16 protein-coding genes are annotated in these 17,489 nt (G+C 47.1%); 3 read left to right on the top strand and 13 right to left on the bottom strand.

Going from position 1 to position 17,489, the window contains the following annotated elements; translation table 11 throughout:
* Nucleotides 1-108: 108 nt before the first annotated feature.
* The 3 genes from SK066_RS01420 to SK066_RS01410 form a co-directional block, all read right to left on the bottom strand.
* Nucleotides 109-1,851, bottom strand: a complete 1,743-nt coding sequence (locus SK066_RS01420) for a copper resistance CopC/CopD family protein (protein WP_320543349.1) — start codon at nucleotides 1,849-1,851, stop codon at nucleotides 109-111.
* Between the two features lie 173 nt (nucleotides 1,852-2,024).
* Nucleotides 2,025-2,690 carry a response regulator gene (locus SK066_RS01415; protein ID WP_250344324.1) on the bottom strand — a complete coding sequence of 222 codons (666 nt, stop codon included), beginning with the start codon at nucleotides 2,688-2,690 and terminating at the stop codon, nucleotides 2,025-2,027.
* The gene (locus SK066_RS01410) at nucleotides 2,683-3,516 is read right to left on the bottom strand and encodes a sensor histidine kinase (RefSeq protein ID WP_320543348.1); all 834 of its coding nucleotides are present in this window, start codon (nucleotides 3,514-3,516) and stop codon (nucleotides 2,683-2,685) included. The genes SK066_RS01415 and SK066_RS01410 overlap by 8 nt, the downstream gene beginning before the upstream one ends.
* 371 nt (nucleotides 3,517-3,887) lie before the next feature.
* On the opposite strand from SK066_RS01410, the gene SK066_RS01405 reads away from it, so the two are divergent.
* Entirely contained in the window at nucleotides 3,888-4,046 is a 159-nt protein-coding gene (locus SK066_RS01405; RefSeq protein WP_320543347.1) for a hypothetical protein, read from the top strand.
* Nucleotides 4,047-4,402: 356 nt separating this feature from the next.
* Here SK066_RS01405 and SK066_RS01400 read toward each other — a convergent pair whose 3' ends face one another.
* Nucleotides 4,403-4,948 (bottom strand): glutathione peroxidase, encoded by a 546-nt coding sequence (locus SK066_RS01400; RefSeq protein ID WP_320543346.1) that lies wholly within the window; start codon nucleotides 4,946-4,948, stop codon nucleotides 4,403-4,405.
* Between the two features lie 381 nt (nucleotides 4,949-5,329).
* Nucleotides 5,330-6,148 carry a formate/nitrite transporter family protein gene (locus SK066_RS01395; RefSeq protein WP_320543345.1) on the bottom strand — a complete coding sequence of 273 codons (819 nt, stop codon included), beginning with the start codon at nucleotides 6,146-6,148 and terminating at the stop codon, nucleotides 5,330-5,332.
* Between the two features lie 630 nt (nucleotides 6,149-6,778).
* Here SK066_RS01395 and SK066_RS01390 point away from each other — a divergent pair.
* Complete coding sequence (locus SK066_RS01390) at nucleotides 6,779-7,081, top strand: restriction endonuclease subunit S domain-containing protein (protein ID WP_188774453.1); 303 nt, start codon at nucleotides 6,779-6,781, stop codon at nucleotides 7,079-7,081.
* 286 nt (nucleotides 7,082-7,367) lie between these two features.
* On the opposite strand, the gene SK066_RS01385 is transcribed toward SK066_RS01390, so the two are convergent.
* Nucleotides 7,368-7,934 carry a DUF420 domain-containing protein gene (locus SK066_RS01385; protein ID WP_188774454.1) on the bottom strand — a complete coding sequence of 189 codons (567 nt, stop codon included), beginning with the start codon at nucleotides 7,932-7,934 and terminating at the stop codon, nucleotides 7,368-7,370.
* Between the two features lie 131 nt (nucleotides 7,935-8,065).
* The gene (locus SK066_RS01380) at nucleotides 8,066-8,347 is read right to left on the bottom strand and encodes a GNAT family N-acetyltransferase (RefSeq protein WP_188774455.1); all 282 of its coding nucleotides are present in this window, start codon (nucleotides 8,345-8,347) and stop codon (nucleotides 8,066-8,068) included.
* Between the two features lie 313 nt (nucleotides 8,348-8,660).
* On the opposite strand from SK066_RS01380, the gene SK066_RS01375 reads away from it, so the two are divergent.
* Nucleotides 8,661-10,256 carry a methyl-accepting chemotaxis protein gene (locus SK066_RS01375; protein ID WP_320543344.1) on the top strand — a complete coding sequence of 532 codons (1,596 nt, stop codon included), beginning with the start codon at nucleotides 8,661-8,663 and terminating at the stop codon, nucleotides 10,254-10,256.
* A gap of 185 nt (nucleotides 10,257-10,441) precedes the next feature.
* On the opposite strand, the gene SK066_RS01370 is transcribed toward SK066_RS01375, so the two are convergent.
* The 6 genes from SK066_RS01370 to SK066_RS01345 all read right to left on the bottom strand — a co-directional run bounded on the left by SK066_RS01370 (nucleotide 10,442) and on the right by SK066_RS01345 (nucleotide 17,408).
* Complete coding sequence (locus SK066_RS01370) at nucleotides 10,442-11,209, bottom strand: NAD-dependent epimerase/dehydratase family protein (RefSeq protein ID WP_320543343.1); 768 nt, start codon at nucleotides 11,207-11,209, stop codon at nucleotides 10,442-10,444.
* 13 nt (nucleotides 11,210-11,222) lie between these two features.
* Nucleotides 11,223-14,699: a PAS domain S-box protein gene (locus tag SK066_RS01365; protein WP_320543342.1), complete on the bottom strand. Its 3,477-nt coding sequence runs from the start codon at nucleotides 14,697-14,699 to the stop codon at nucleotides 11,223-11,225.
* 382 nt (nucleotides 14,700-15,081) lie between these two features.
* A complete protein-coding gene (locus SK066_RS01360) occupies nucleotides 15,082-15,264 on the bottom strand; it encodes a hypothetical protein (protein WP_188774458.1) in 183 nt (60 codons plus the stop codon).
* A 179-nt stretch (nucleotides 15,265-15,443) separates the two neighbouring features.
* On the bottom strand, nucleotides 15,444-15,905 hold the full coding sequence (locus tag SK066_RS01355) for an SRPBCC family protein (RefSeq protein WP_320543341.1): 462 nt from the start codon (nucleotides 15,903-15,905) through the stop codon (nucleotides 15,444-15,446).
* A 43-nt stretch (nucleotides 15,906-15,948) separates the two neighbouring features.
* Nucleotides 15,949-16,449 (bottom strand): SRPBCC family protein, encoded by a 501-nt coding sequence (locus SK066_RS01350; RefSeq protein WP_320543340.1) that lies wholly within the window; start codon nucleotides 16,447-16,449, stop codon nucleotides 15,949-15,951.
* A gap of 104 nt (nucleotides 16,450-16,553) precedes the next feature.
* Complete coding sequence (locus SK066_RS01345; protein ID WP_320543339.1) at nucleotides 16,554-17,408, bottom strand: aldo/keto reductase; 855 nt, start codon at nucleotides 17,406-17,408, stop codon at nucleotides 16,554-16,556.
* Between the last annotated feature and the right edge of the window lie 81 nt (nucleotides 17,409-17,489).

The following is a 17,489-nucleotide window of genomic DNA, read 5'->3' as shown; positions in this document are numbered from 1 at the left end:
ACGTGTAGGTGATTATCGCATTTTTAAAGGTACAGCCCTGTTTCGCATATGGCTTACAACGCGGAAGAAGCGAGCTGATCGCATGCATCCTCTGTTCAGGGTATCCTTCTACGAGCCAGGCACCTTCAGTACAAATTTGGCTTGCAATGATTCTAGCTTGGAGGTGAGCACGGTCATGTCCACCTGCCAGTTCCCATTCATGCTGATCATGCCCTGTGTTTCATACATGCCATCCTTGCCATCCTTCGAGGTGATCGTGATATCGGTCGGTGCCATCGCCATATCCAGATGATGAAGTTGCATCGTAATCTGCTCCACATCGACAGGCTTACCCTGACTGTCGGTAACCATCACCTCAAATGTGTTCATTCCCATCCGACTAGGTGGTACACGCAGGCTAATTTGGTAGCCGTTTACCTGCTGAACCTGAGCCTGTACCTCGCGCGGTGCACCGCCATTACCGAGCGGCGCCGCATAAGGCGACAGATGCACCAGCAGCGCGGCAAGCACCAGCACGACGAATCCGGTTAGTACCTCCCAGATCATATCCTTGCCAATCTCACCCTTCTGACTGCGCGCCTTCGCATAGTTCATCCCGCCAAAGCCAGCCATCACTAGGAATAGCAGCATTTTGGACAACAGGGTCAGACCATAGCCTGTGTTAAACAGAGCATTGATAGTTGGCAAATAAATCAGACTGCCATAAATGCCTGTCACAAGCAGCGCTGCCACCGAGCCGATAGCGAGCCACGAAAAGCGTCGTACCACGCTCCAGTACAGCTTGCGTCGCTCATCCCCTGCCTGATCCCTAACGATACGCGGCAGGAACAACGCCAGTGCAAGCAAAGCGCCTGACCAGAGCAGTGCCGACAGCAGATGTAAATAATCCGCTGTAATCGCAACACCTGCAATCTCTGCCGCATACGCATGTCCGTCAAATGCCTTTGCCAGCAAGCCAAGTGCCAGTACGATCAAGGCGCTCAGACCGAGCACACGCTGTACACCTGGCTTCATGCCTGGTAACTGACGGACAAGAACGATGAGCAGTACAATCACGGCAGCGATCATCTGCAATAACCAGACCTTGCCGAATACCGTTCCGCTAAACGTATTGCCCAGCTCTCCTCCTACAGTAGATAGCGGAATATCCGCTGTCCATGCAATACGGAGCGGTAGCTGTGCCGCCAGCGCCAGCACCGTCAATACTGCACCTGATAGCGCAAACCACGTATAACGACGCTCTCGCAGCCAGCCCATCTCACTGCGCGCAGCTAACGGCAGCAGGAATAATGGCAGACAGAGCGCACCCAGTACAATCGCCTGTGCGGCATATTGCACCCAGCGCATCGTAACGAGTAACGGACTGAGCGGACGACTGTCATCCAGTGTGACACTGCTTGCATCTTTGAGCGACTTACCAGCCCCATTGCCAACCTGAAAAATAATCGCTCCCTCTACCGGGTGCCCATCACCAGAGATCGCTTTCCACGATACCGTATAGATATCCTCTGGCAGTGCAGAGGGTAGATCGGCGAGCAAGCGCGTGCCATCCTTCGGATCGATATAAGCTTTAATGCCGCTTACTTCTTCGCTGGACGAGCGATGCAGTGTGATCCCATAATACGCACGCTGAATATCTTCATTGAAGCGAATCATGATCTGCTTCGGTGACTGCTGTAACACTTCATTTTGCGCGGGTGACGATTCGGTCACAGACGCATGGGCAAGCACCTGCTGCGGAAAGCCCACTGTCAATAACAGCAGAATCCCTACCAGCAGTAGCTTAACGACTGCACGCAGGCGACCTGCTCCATAAGGTTGGCTGATCGCCGTATATGTTGAACGAGCCATATTGTGAATAATAGCGTCTCACCTGCTTTATGTTAGATTAAATACTCTATTGCGGCTTGTATTTAGCCATTCCGTCCCATGTGGATTACCATTTATGATACAAATAACAGCGCCGCGTGAAAATGACTACATCGGGCTATAAATCCTGCGTTTACGATTCAAATTTGAATGAATTATGGACGATGCCGCTTATTCTCGGTAGCCAGTCCCTGCTCCAGCGCATATCGAGTCAGCTGCACCCGATTTTCCAGCTGTAGCTTTTGCAAAATATTTTTCAGATGATTCTTCACCGTCTGATCGGAGATACCAAGTGCGGCAGCGATCTCACGATTGGTCATGCCTGAGGATACCCATTGCAGAATCTCACGCTCTCTACGTGTTAGCGTGTCTGCCGCCGGATCACTGCGCGTTTTGCCAAACGGAAACTCCTGTAAAATGCGCTGGGCAATCTCCTGACTCATCTCTTCCCGATCAAATGCTACACTACGCAAATATTCCAGCCATGTCGAAGGCGGTAAGCTTTTGAGCAAATAGCCCTGCGCTCCCTGCTTGATCGCCTGAAATAGATGTGCCGCATCATCCGATACGGTCATCATAATTATTTTTACGTAAGGAAAGCGTAATTTGATCAGTCCGGTCGTCTCTAATCCGTCCATACCTTTCATCGAAATGTCCATTAGGATCAGATCCGGCATCCATTTCTCGGTAAATTCAAGCGCTTCCTGTCCGCTGGACGCTGTACCTACCAGCTCAAACAGCGGCTCCTCCGACAAAATCACGCTCGTCGCCTCGCGAGCATGCGCATGATCATCGACAATGAGTACACGCACTTTATCCATGAATCTTGCCTCCTGTCAGTATAAACTGTGTCCGTTCATCCTTACGGCGAAACTCAAAGCGCCAGCCCCGCTGCGCAGCACGCTCGGCAGTAATCCGTAATCCGAAGCGCCCTGGCTGCTGTAACGCTTCCTCCACATACCCGGTGCCATCATCCTCCACGATCACACACCATTCCTGCTCATCGCCCGTTCCTCTAATGGCCGCACTACGCGCACCCGCATGCTTGTGCACATTCAGCAGTGCCTCTCGAATACATGCCAGTAGCTCTGCCTGCTGTGCGGTATTGAAGCAGGTATCCGCAAGCTGCCAATCCACCTCAACCTTTACGCCTGCAAGCGGAACCATTTCACGAATCCTCGTTTCCAGCGTGCTCTGATGTGCATCCTCCTGTCTTGGCGGCTGCTTGAGATCGGCAATCGCCTGTCGCACATCATGATTCGCTTCTCCTACCGTACGACTCAGATCATGGAGTAGCTGCATCACTTCGGGATCATCGAATTTGCGCTTCGCCTGATCCAGCTTCACTCCGAGCAAAAAGAGCGACTGCGCTACCCCATCATGCAGCTCACCTGCCAGCTGCTGACGCTCCTCCAGCTTGCCCTTGGCAATACGCTCATGATCCAGCGCCTCACGCGTATTCTCCATCATTGTGAACAGGCCACGTAGCAGTGTAATGCTCACAATATACACGATGAGCGGTGATAACCAGTTTCCCGCATCCATTGATAAATAGGGCATCAAAAACTGATGTCGCACGTATTCCCAGATTCCAATTGTCAGTGTCGGCACAAACAGAATCATCCACTTAATATGCTGATAAGACATCGTATTCTCCTTTACATCCAAATATACGCCAGATTGGTCATGTTTAATCATCACACTACCGGAAAGCACCCCTTCGGTCTACAGTTTACAAATGTAGCGATGCTCCATCCCATCCTAAGTTTGAAAAATACGTGAACAGCCCCTAATTTTTTTAAAAATTGAAACAAATCGTTTGCAATTCGTTAACCTAATGCTTACAATGAACATATATGATAATGATTATCATTCCTGATGTTTTGAGAATGGAATGATAATAGTCGCTGGCTTGCTATTCGGCAGCCATCTATAGATTACTGCTTATAGGAACACCTTAGATTGTACACAATATGAATGCCGCGCTGAATCGCGCCTCAAAAGGAGACGGAATCTGGATGAACGCAATGACACAAAAGACTACACTTCAAATAGACGATTATCTCGATCTGCTCAATCTGGCTGTGCATATCGGTGATCGCAAATGGCAAAAAGAAATTATTCGCAAGCTGGAATATTTGAAGCAATGTGCCACCGCTTCCCGTAGCCGCTACTAGCATCCTATCCAAATCATACACTTGCACGTAGAATCGAGCGAAGACCGACAAACGTATCTCGCAAACTATTCAGCAATATCCATATAGAACAAACCGACCTCATAAGCTGAAGTCGGTTTTTTTTGTGCTATTGCAATTTGTGCTATTCCAATAGCCATCTATGCGGTTATACATCGATCTTCCAGTGTTACGGCTGGGATCACATGCCCTGCACATATATAATAAAGTCCGGCTGTATGGGACAGGTCGTGTGTGCTTATCGTAGATCAGAGATGTGGTCCGTGCAGCACGACCTGCTCCACACAGCCGGACAATATTCTGCTTGTACAGCTGTGCTTCGATAACAAAGCTGTGATTTACAGCAATGCTTCGATATCTTGCTCCATATCGAATGGATCAGTTGTCGATTCAAAGCGACGAATAACTTGACCATCGCGATCGATCAGGAATTTAGTGAAGTTCCATTTGATCGAATCACCTGGCAAATACTCAGGGTGACGCTCATGCAGAAGTGGCAGCAAAATTTTAGCGACAGAGTGTGTAGTATCGAATCCTTCAAACGGCTTACTGTTCGCCAGATAAGTAAACAATGGATGCGCATTGCGATCGCGCACATCTACCTTCTGGAACATTGGGAACGAAACGCCATAGTTCAATGTACAAAATGCATTGATCTGATCGTTACCATCTGGCTCCTGATCTGCAAATTGATTGGAAGGGAAGCCTAAAATAACGAAGCCCTTCTCTTTGTAGCGATCATACAGGCGTTGCAGGTCTTCATATTGAAACGTAAAGCCGCACTGACTTGCTGTATTCACAATCAAAACGACCTTACCACGGTAATCTTCCAACGAAATATCTCGTCCATTCATCGCTTTAGCGGAGTATTCGTATACACTCATCGTTATTCTGCTCGTCTCCCTTGTATGCAATAGTAATGTTGCCTATCCTATTGTACCCAAGTAACTAAGTAATTGAAACTAAAGATTTAGTGAAATTTGTCGAAAAATAAGCAAAAAGTCCTGTATATACTAACTCAAAACTCAAATTCAAGTAGATTATCCATTTATATGGATTATATATAGAAAAAAGCGCTGATCGCTCAGCGCCTTGAACCGATTGACTCGGATCTATTTCATTTATGCTACTAACCCCTATTCAATCGTAGCCATTCCACTTGTTCTGCTCAACTTATCGACTTCATTTACTTCATTCTAGTTACTCTACGAATCATTGCTGAGCCAGCTATATTCTATGAACATCTTACGATATAGCTTTAGCCTCTATTCTTCCTCATGCTTCACAGCAGACGGATCATGCTCGGGATCATTCATAAATGGCTTATTCACATAATAGTACATCATCGCCATAAATACAGAGCCGCCGATCAGATTGCCGATAGTAACTGGCACGAGATTATGAATCACACCCGCAAAGTTAATCGTCTCTGGATGGTCCACAACCAGGGCAATCGCAAAGGTACACATATTCGCGATACTATGCTCATAGCCGGATATAAAGAAGCAAAATACGAATAGCATCATACAGAATAGCTTGGCAACTTCATTTTTCAGTCCCATCGGGATAAAAAATGCCAGACATACCAGCCAGTTACACAAAATCGCTCGAAAAAACAGCTGCATGGTAGGTGCCTGCATTTTATGCTCGACCACCCCCAGCAAAAAGCCGTTAACCGAATGATCCGCATATAGCCCTGTCAAATAGATCAGCAGCGCAAACGCACACGCGCCCATAATGTTGCCGATATAGCTCGTCACCCACAGCCTGACCACCTGCATCCACCTGAGCTTGCGAATCAGTGCAGCATACGAGTAATAGAACGTATCCCCGGTAAATAGATCGCCGCCACCTAACGAGATCAGAATAATCGCCGCACCAAACGTTAGCGCAGCCATCGGATAAGCAGCAGGGGACTCGACCGCATAAAAGAAGTTGCCCGTTTTAAAGGCAACAATCACGCCGAAGCCGATAAACATACTGGCGAGCATCGAACGAGATACATAACGCAGCTTACTCTGGTTATAAATCATATTTTTCTCAAGGGCTAGCTTTTCTACCTGCTTTAAAGAATGAACCTCCATGCGTTCACCTCCACTTATGTTGGACTCACTTCACAGCTCCATCGTCATATGTACATCAGTAGCCCATGATCTCCTACGTACACGTTTACAATGTCTGTGCTCTATGTCTCTTTTCGCTTCTCAACCTCAAAACCCTGCCCTCCCAAGGTATCAATTGTGACTGATGTTATCGACAAATCCACTACATCTCGCTCCTCTTCCTTCCTACTGGCTAACTTAGCCACTGTTTCTTATTTCGTCCGAGGTGGTAAATAAAGTCTGTTAACATCCATTTAACATAACTCCTACAATCTAGTACTTCGTCTGCTCCAACTCCGATACATAGGAACAATTACCTATTTGTCGAAATTCCCCGACAAAAGTCTCATTTCCTATAAAGTTTGCAAACATACCGTCCGAAAAATAATATATGGAGCACAAGTCACAGATTAGACACATCATTTTTTCAACAAACAAGCATCGAGTGACTTTCGTCCTTGATCTTGATGATATATAGGTTTTACCAGCATATTTTCACAAGAGTCTTACGGTTCATATAAAAAATTTAACATATTTAAGCTAAATTTAATGAACATTCTGTGAAAATATGATAATGTAAATTTACAATTAAAACTTCAGAGGTGAATGATCATGACAAACCAAACTAAACTGATTCAACTGCGTCAACAACTTCCACAAGATCAACAAGCAATTTCCCGCTATGTTGAGCATGCACTGCAATCCATCGACGAACTGGTTGAAAAACACCGTCAATACAATGCAACAATGGCAATCTACGGCGACAAAATCAACGGCAACGAAGAACGCGTATACCGTGACACTGTATCCGAGATCAAAGCACAATTGCTGGAAACACTCGAAAGAACAGTAGAAGACTTCATGCACGTAGGGGACAAGAACTGGACTAAAAACTACAAAGACGGTATCAAGTAATCACGCCGTATCCGATTCGATGCATTCAGGTATTCAAGCTTTAGCGATCTCTAGTAGCTGACCGGCTTGACCCCTACCCTAGATAGCTGTTTCTGCCCTTCCCGGGCTAAAGCAGTTCAAATAGATGGATCTACCCTTTAATCCAACCAGTCATCGTATGTATTCTACACACTTGAACATCTACTAATATGAAAAACCCGCAGCTAATCCGCTGCGGGTTTTTGCTTATACTTTTTGTATTTATCGTATCTTTTGATTGATATCGATCCTTACTTCGCGCTAGCTATCAATAGTATGGTGCCATCATCAGATAGACGATAACGCCGGTGAAGCTAACATATAACCAGATCGGCATCGTCCAGCGAACGATCTTTTTGTGCTTGGTGATCTGCATCGTCCAGCCCCATACGAGCGCGAACAGCGCCAGTGGAACGACAACCGCAGCTAGGAAGCTATGCGTGATCAGAATAAAGAAGTAGATCGGACGAATAATGCCTACGCCGCCATAACGTGCCGTTTCTGGAGATAGATAATGGAACGACAGATACGTAACTAGAAATAATAATGTAGTCGAGAACGCCGCCAGAATAAATCCGCGATGCAGCTTGATGTTCTTTTTAAGGATCGCGATCAATGCCGCCACCAGGAAAATGAACGTAAAGCTGTTAAAGATCGCGTTCATACGTGGCAGAATCGTAATATCGAAATCGAGCGTACCCTTGTAACCAATTCCAGGTGCGAAAAACAGCAGCAGAATAATCACATTGGCAATAATCGATACGGTAATGATCAGCCCCGCAAAGTTTTTATTTGTTGTCGGCTTGAGATTGCCAGTTTGTGTGCCTTTGCCCATAGGTATTCTCCCATCCTTGCGATTCAGACTCAGGATATGGTACATCCTCAATGTACATTATATTTTAAATATTGGACACGAACCACGCTTTTGGTGACAACAGTTTGAACTTTTTGCGGATGCAGGATCACTTAGGACTCTTTGCGCCAGATATCGTGATATTCCTCATGGCGTTTGAACTGTGCCAGCGCATAAGAGCAGGCAGGTACGATCGTTTTGCCTTGCTCGCGTGCAATATCTACGACGCGCTTGACCAGCTCTTCGCCTACTTTTTGTCCGCGCAGTTCTTCAGCTACAAAAGTATGATCGATAATAATCGATTGATCGTCATAAGGGCCGAAGCCGATCTCTGCCTTTTGCTCTCCATCCACCTGTACAGCCAATCCATTTTCGTTTTCGACGATGTTATGCATCGGTTTCACTCCTTCTGGAATCAAAATCATAGACAATATGGAAATTTTTTTTCGGATCGACGTTATTTTTCTGAGTGAAATAATGATCGATCGCTGGATCATATATCTATTCCTTTATCCCCGCTATACCACGTTACGAAACACGCTCCATCTTGAACAAGCCTGTTATTCATGCTTGTAAAAATAGGGCAAACCTGTGTATTCTACAAATATAGAATATAAAAAATTACCATTTTATCCATCTGACTATAATTTTTTCTAAAAAATATACGACATATATTATATAACATGGTTAAAACTGGGGGATGAACTTATGAAATGGTTCCGTGACTTAAACACTGCAACCAAAATTATTTCCGCGTTTTTCGTACTTATTTTGACGTTTCTCGCTTTTGGTGTATACAGTCTGCAAAATCTATATAATAGTAGCCAGCAGACGAATACAGTATATTCCAACAACCTTGTCTCTGTACGAGCGCTTTCTGAAATACAGATTTATTATCAGCGTCTGCGTGTGAATCTACGCGATGTGAATATGAATACCGATCAGACTGTTCAGAAATCTTATCTGGATAAGATCGAATCGTTAAAAGAAAGTATCGACAAAAGTCTGGCTGTCTATAATGCACTTGCTACTTCTCCACAGGAACAGCAGGAGCTAGCTCTGTTTAATCAAACATACGCTAAATACTTAACCGTATTTGATCAAGCCGTCCAACTCGCTCAAGTTCCTGGTGAACAGGGTCGGACAGCATTTATCACGTTTAAAGATACCGAGCTTAAACCAGTAGGTGATCTGGCATCCGATCAGATCGATAAGCTGATCGCAGTCAATAATACACTCGCCAAGCAAGCTAATGACCAATCCAACCAATCCTATCAATCGACTCGCCTCGTCACCATCATCGTAATTGCTGCCGCTATTTTACTTAGTTTGCTGCTTGCCTATGTGATCACACGAAGTATTGCCACTCCACTCAAAAAACTATCTACTCTCATTGCTCATTTTGCCGATGGAGACCTTAGCGGTAAATCCGATATTGATCGTAAAGACGAAGTCGGACAGCTTTCTAATTCTGTAAATATTATGGCAGAAAACCTGCGTAATCTGATTGCCCAAATTACAATGTCTGCGCAAAGTGTCGCTGCGTCTTCTCAGGAAATCTCTGCGACGACCGAAGAAATTGCCAATGCAAGCACTAATCAGGCCCAATCTGCCACAACGATTAATGAACTATTCCGTGAGCTTTCGACTGCGATCGAGGCTGTAGCTACGAGTGCAAGCGATGCTGCCGAATTGTCGAACCACACGATGGATGTCGCGCAGCAAGGAAGTGGCATCATTAATGAATCTATGATCAGTATGCAGGCTGTAAACGAATCGATTCGACGCTTGGAAGAGGATTCGATGCGCATTGGTGAAATTACGAATGTGATCGATGATATTGCCGACCAGACGAATCTACTGGCACTTAATGCCGCAATTGAAGCGGCACGTGCAGGCGAACAGGGTAAAGGTTTTGCCGTGGTTGCAGATGAAGTACGTAAGCTTGCTGAGCGCAGTATGGATGCGACCAAGCAGATCGCCAGCATTATTAAAACGATGCAGCGTAATACACAAGATAGCGTAAGATCAGTTCAGCAGAGCACTGCACAGTCGAATCAGACGAGCGAAGCATTCCAAAATATCCTGCGTATGGTTAATGACTCCGCGCTCAAGGTGAACGATATTGCGGCTGCCTGTGAAGAAGAATCTGCACAAGCGAATCAAGTCATGCTGTCTGTTGAAAATATCGCGGCTGCCAGTGAGGAATCGGCAGCTTCTGCGGAAGAAACAGCTGCGTCTTCGCATTCTCTTGCCCAGCTCGCTGAAGAGTTGAACGACTCGGTATCTCGTTTCAGAGTATAAGCGACTGCGCGTCATGGCTTGTTTTTAGCTTGTATTCTCAGGCTTGTAGGCTGATGTATGGCATGCTACTGAGTTAGAACATGTATATACGATAACGATTCATGCTTCACTACTAAAAAGCCTATTCCCTTCGCTACACATGCGAAGGGAATAGGCTTTTTGTTTATACCTGATATATATTACTGTTACGGCTGCTGACCACCCTGATAGATCGTTTCATCCTGCTTGAGCGGCAGTTGACCTTTCGCTGAGGCGAGCACATCGGCTGCGTTATCCTGCGGCTTATAGCCAATTTCCTGCTCCAGATAGCCGATATCGTAATAATTATCGGTATTGGCAGAGGTTCCATACAGATTCATATATTTGCGATCATCATCCGCTTCGATACAGCAGCGCATAAGCTGGATCATATCCCGTTCCGAAATCCAGATATGCATCGAGCGCTCGGAATGTGGACGATCATCGCCCGGAAAATTGCCAATACGCACATTAAATGAGGACAGACCGTAGCGATCAGCATACCAGCGACCGAGCAGCTCAATATAGCATTTGCTCAATCCATAGATGCTATCCGGTCGATACGGATCATTCACATCAATCTCCTCGCCCACCTGATAAAAGCCTGTCGCATGATTGGAGCTAGCGAAGATGACACGGCGCACACCGTGCTTACGAGCGGCTTCATAGATCTGATACGCGCCGCCCACATTAACAGGCAGAGCAACACCGAGAAAGTCGTCTTCGTCCTTTTTCCAGGCGATATGAAGGACGGTATCCACGCCCTCCATATGCTGCTGTAATTGCTGCTCATTCGTCACATCAAGTGGAACGATGCCTCTGGATGCATCTCCCTCTACATCTGTGCCGATCACGTCGTAATGCTCCTTCAAGCCATCCAGCAATACGCTCCCAATAACGCCACTTGCTCCTGTAATCAATAGTTTGCGTGTCATGATGCTCCTCCTTTTAATCGAGTGGATGAAGATAGAACGCACACTCTTTCAAAATTCGCTCAACCTCCTGCAAACGAAGCGGCTTGCTAATGAAATCCTGCATGCCCGCATCCAGACACATCTCACGATCTGAGCTACGAGCGAATGCAGTCGTCGCTACAATAATCGGTTGCTCATGCTCTGGCAGACGCTCTCTAATCTCGCGTGTCGCTTCAATCCCATCCATTTCAGGCATCTGGATATCCATGAAGATCAGCTCATAGGGATGAGCGGTTGCCATCGTAACAGCTTCCTGACCGTTATGCGCGATATCGGTGCGGTAACCCATCTTGCGCAGCATTTCGCGTAGTAGCTTCTGATTCACCGGATGATCCTCAGCGATCATAATGCGCATTGGCCCATATTTGCCATCGATCAACCCTTCTGCTGGAGGCTCCTGCTTATTGGACTCTGGCCTCCCTTTATCTGTCTTATATTCATCTGGCAGATAATGCACAGGTAACAGGAAACGGAAGGTCGCTCCTCTGCCTTCTTCACTTTCCACATTGATCGTGCCACCCATCAGCTCAATCAGCTTTTTGCAAATGGCAAGGCCCAGTCCGGTTCCGCCATATTTACGGTTAATCGAAGGATGCAGCTGGGAGAACGACTGGAACAGCAGGCTTTGCTTATCACTGGAAATCCCGATCCCCGTATCGCTCACCTCGAACTCCAGCACGCATTCATTCGTTCGACGCTCCGCCTGACGCACCGTTACATTCACGCTGCCATTATCGGTGAACTTGATCGCATTACTGATTAGATTCACCAGCACCTGACGCAGACGCGAAGCATCGCCAATAATCGCTTTTGGGATATGCTCATCGGTATGACAGGTAAGCTCGATGCCCTTTTCCGCTGCCCGCGAGGTGAACAGATCGAGCACACCATCCAGCAGTGGCAATAGCTTAATCGGGGTATGCTCCAGCAACATTTTACCCGCTTCGATGCGGCTAAAGTCCAGAATCTCATTCAAAATATGCAAGAGCGCATCGCTGCTATCCCGAATGATCTCGATATAGCTACGCTGCTCCTCATCCAGCTCTGTATCTGCAAGTAATCCTGTCATGCCGATAATGCCATTCATCGGCGTTCGTATCTCATGACTCATAATGGCCAGGAACTCCGACTTGGCGCGATCTGCGCGCTCAGCAAGCTCCTTCGCACGAATAATCTGCTTCTCATTTGTAATATCGTTAAAGACCACCACCGCGCCCTTGCGCTTGCCACGATCCCAGATCGGAGTGATGCGGTACGATACCATAAAGCTGGAGCCATCCTTACGTAAAAAGACCGCCTCCTGCTCTTCATACGAGGTTCCTTCGCGTAGCGCCCGATCAATCGGATGATCCTGTGGCAAATAGGCGCTACCGTCTGCATGCGTAAGCTGGAACATTTCCAGTAGCGGCTGTCCAGCAAGCTCCAATGTGCTAAAGCCGAGCATCCGCGTTGCCGCTGGATTGATAAATGTAGTACGCCCTTCATTATCCAGACCGAATATGCCTTCAGAGACGGAGTTGAGGATGAGTGTGTATTCATTACTGAGCTTCTCGATCTGCTCCAGATGCCGCTTCATTTCGGTAATATCGGTGGCGATACCGTACACACCTACGATTTGTTCATCGACGACAATCGGCAGATTGACGACGCTCACGTCGCAGATATCACCATTTTTCACTACGATACGTGACTCGTAAGATTGCGGCTCTCCCTGTAGCGCACGCTCAAAATGCTCCACCGTATCATACACATTTTCCGGTGCAATAAAGCACTCAAAGGAGCGCCCAATCATCTCATCCTCTTTACGCCCAAATAGCTTTTCCATCTCGGCATTGATCGTCGTATAACGTCCCTGTGTATCAAATGAAAATACACCTGAAGGATTGTAGTCAAATAGTGAGCGATATCGCTGCTCGCTTTCCTGAATCAGCTGTGCGGATTGGCGACGCTCCTGAATATCACGTGCGATCGATAGAAGCTGCTCGGCTCCACTATCGCCGCTACCGATAAAGCGTCCTGAAGCCTCCAGCCATACATATCCGCCGGAACGATGACGATGGCGATAGCTGACCGGCTTAGGCTGCTCATCTGTCGTATACATCGTCATATAATGCCGAATCGCGTCCAGATCATCTGGATGCACATAGTCCATGATTGACGTTCCTGTCAGCTCCTCAGGTTGATAACCCAGTATCGTATGGCAAGCTGGAGAGCAATAGAGATAGACCGCATGCTCAACGGACAGCCGGCTGATAAAGTCCAGCGACTGCTCCGAGATGAGGCGATACTGACGTTCACTTTCCTTGAGACGTTCTTCCATTTCAATACGAGAGGTGATATCCTGCGTCATACCAATCACCTGGAGTGGCTTACCATCATGATCAGCAACAACCTGCCAGTGTGATTGCAGATAACGCATTTCTTCATTGGGCAAAGCGATACGGAAAATATGCATACCGGTTCGCTGCTCGCCAAACGATAACCGAATCGCAGCCATCAGACCATCCATATCGGCTGGATAAATGAGCGCCGCAACAGATTGCACGGGCACCTCCGACTCTTGAAATAAATATGGAAACAGCTCCTGTGCTTCCTTACTGGAGCAAATCGTACCTGATGGAATATCCCAATCCCATGAGCCAATCCGAGCGATACGCTGTACCTCGCGCAGGCTTGCCTCATACTTAATCCGCTCGTTGGCATTGCGACCAATTCCGAGCACCTTACTAATACGCCCTTGCTCATCACGCACCACTTGAAATGAAATCTCGAACCATAGATAATGCCCTTGCTTATGCTTCAGACGGCGTGTAATCGTACCCTGATCCAGATACGCCTGTCCGCTATTCATCATATCTCTGGCATCATCTGGATGGTAATACAGCATCCGTGTCTGACCGACCATCTCTTCTGGCTTGTAGCCCAGCACTGTATAAAATGAATCGGATACATATTGCAAAATGCCCTCCGAGTTACTGTAGGACACTAGATCCTTGGCATTTTCGGTAATTAGATGGTAGATCTCCCGATCCGCCTCGGATATATTCGTATTGGCATGTCGATGTAGCGGCTCAAGCTGCTGAAATTGAGCAATACAGTAGAGCACCTCTGCACGCTCATTCCGAATGACTGTAATCTCGATCCCTGTCCGTATCGACTGTCCATTATGATGATAAAAATCCCGCTGCATACAATAATGCTCGCCCGGTGTATGCAATACCTGCTCGGCAATCGTCATATCGCTCAAGGATGCCGTCCCCTGCTGCTCTGATTGCAGCCCAGCATCACCATATCGCTTCAATTCTTCTTCCTCGTAGCCGAATAGCAGGCACAGTGCCGGATTGACACTAAGCCATGTCCCCTCCTTCGGCTCAATGATTGCAATCCCGACAGAGGCAGCCCGATAAATATGTTCATATAGCATGCGGTCATGCCCTGATTGGTTAATCATGTTACTCCCCTCCAATGAAAACCCACTTGCCCTGTATGTGTATAAAACGAATCGTTTCTAGCTTCTCTACGATATTCCATACTGTTTACATCAGATGATGTATACGCTGTAGTATCATGCTGTACTCACGCTGATATACTGCCAATTACCCTTTAAATCAAGCGCCGAATACGGCATCACTCAGATTACCGCAAAATATACATATGTATCGTTTCTACCTCTAAAATATTACCCTTTTCTACCCTTCGCTGCTCATAAAAAACACCGGACTGCCTGAATTGCAGTCCGGTGTTTGACGCTTGCCGGATGTTGCGGTCTGTTGTTGTTCCATAGCGGACTCAAACAGACATTTTACAACCGGCTCGCAGGATAGGTACTTGAATTAACGCAGCGTTGAATTCATCGTTGTGCCGGTAGTTGTACCTGGCGCTTCACTTTTACGCTGACGCAACGAGCTGGAGATATTACGCACCTGAGTCATTACTTTATCACGTGCATTTTTGTTACGCATCAAATATACAGCACCCAGTCCAATTGTCGTCCATAACGCTTTTCTTCCTGTCATGTTGTTCATCCTCCTCTGATGTGTAAGTGATATGGAATTACGTTGTTGTTGATGTTGTCTTATTTACAGATTACCCGTAGCCGCCGAAAATAAACAATGGCTTTGCAGGTATCTCCATTCTAACGAGCTTTATTTATACGTAGTGCTTATCTCATCATCATACTATGCGGCGTGTATCTTTAGGGTAACTGTAGCTTCAAATGCTGCGTGAGCCCCTGAATACCGCGGTAGATTACCTGATTATGATTCCATATGAAAAAGGGGCGCAACCAGGGTTCACACCATTTCATCCACGGCTTGGTCGTCTGTACCTCCCAGTAGTAGTGCAGCACGGTGCAATCACCACATTGCTCCAATCGGAAAATGCCATAACCATGCAGATCACCCGTCGCTTCCAGACGAATCAGTGCACATTCCTGCTTCTCCACAATGCTAAATTGAAACGCCAGACGGTAGCCGAACCGCGTCCGAATATGCATCCGATAATGGTCGCCTACACCGTGCGGATGTCCATGATGATAGACCTTTTGAAAGGTGACCCCTTCCCAATCCTCAATCGCTTCAAAATCACTAATACGCTCCCAGACCGCCTGAGCCGTTGTTTGCAGTCGCCAACTATGTGTAAACTGGTACTTCCCCATCTCAGATCCTCCATCCTGTGCATGATCGATACTCTGATGCGGCTTAGCGATATACAATCGTTTCATGGTGTGGTGCACTGACGTCAGCATTCAGACTGGCGGCGACGCCCTGTACACCCTCATCCATCACTTTATCGTGACTCCACGTATAGACCGGACGCATCACCGGATTCATCATTCGTAGCCCCCGATGATGCAGTCGTACCTTCCATTCACAGCGCAGCTCTGTTTGCTTGCCATCTGGCGATTCCTTCATATAGCAGGTGCCAGTTCCAGCCAGTGGCCCTTCCACCTCTAGCGTAAATTGGTCTGGCTTACGCTTGTCGGTAACCTTCAGGTAGATCGACAGGTGAAACAGCATTTTCGTTTTAAAGGTGCAGCGAAACACATCGCCAATTCCATCTGAGCCATGCCCTTGCTGTACCTTTTCAAAAACGACATTATTCCAGCAATCGATCTCTTCAATATGATCTGCCATTTCCCATAGCCTGTCCCTTGAAGTGCCTACTGTCCAGCTGCTAATGAATAAGTAATGATGCTGCACGCTGTCTCCACCTTTCTATCGTACGATTCTAGGATGAATAGCTGCTATATTATGAAGGGATGCTAGCCTAAGCAGATATAGGCTTCATGTACGTTATATTGCTGTTATATCATGTCTAGCGGCACCTTATGCTGTGGTGCTGGAAATGCTTCATCTAGCTGCCGTAGCTGTTGCTCGCTCAGCTTAATGTTCGCCGACTCCGCGTTGCTTCTCGCATGCTCGACAGTGGAGGCTTTTGGGATCGCCATCACGGAGCCACTACGAATGCACCAGGACAGCATAATTTGAAAAGGCTCCGCATCCTGCTCATCCGCAATCTGCTGTACAATCGGATGCTGAATCAGCTCACGGCGTAGCGAGCCAGCCTGTGCCAGTGGGGAGTACGCCATCACAGGCATACGATGCTCCTGCTGCCAGGGCAATAGATCATATTCAATACCGCGTGAACCAAGATGATACAGCACCTGATTGACCGCACACTGCTCCGCGCCTTCGATACGCATCAGCTCGTTCATATCGTCTACATCCAGATTGGATACGCCCCAGCGACGTATTTTCCCATCTTCGATAAGACGCTGCATCCCTTCTACCGTATCCTGTAGTGGAATCCGTCCGCGCCAGTGCAGCAAATACAGATCGAGATGATCGGTGCCCAGTCGCTTCAGACTTTGCTCACAGCTCTGTACCAGCTTCTTCCCACCTGCATGATGCGGATATACTTTGGAAACGAGAAACACTTCGTCTCTTCGTCCGCGAATCGCTTCGCCAATAAGTTCCTCCGAGCGTCCTTCGCCATACATTTCCGCGGTATCGATTAGCGTCATCCCAGCATCAATGCCTGCTTGCAGCGCGGCAATCTCCTCGGTACGACGCGAAGCATCGTCACCCATATTCCACGTGCCTTGTCCGATCGCAGGTAGTAACGTTCCGTCTGGTAGTGTGACGGTTTGTTTGAGCATGATGGTTCTCCTTTCGGTATGGTGAGATTGGTTGATGGAAGGTGATTTAAAGTTATTCTCAGTTAAATTACAGTTAATAAA

The sequence above is a fragment of the Paenibacillus hunanensis genome (genome assembly GCF_034055775.1).
Lineage (GTDB): Bacteria > Bacillota > Bacilli > Paenibacillales > Paenibacillaceae > Saccharibacillus > Saccharibacillus hunanensis.
The sequence above is the reverse complement of the archived record's forward strand: the minus strand, read 5'-3'. Positions and strand labels throughout refer to the sequence as shown.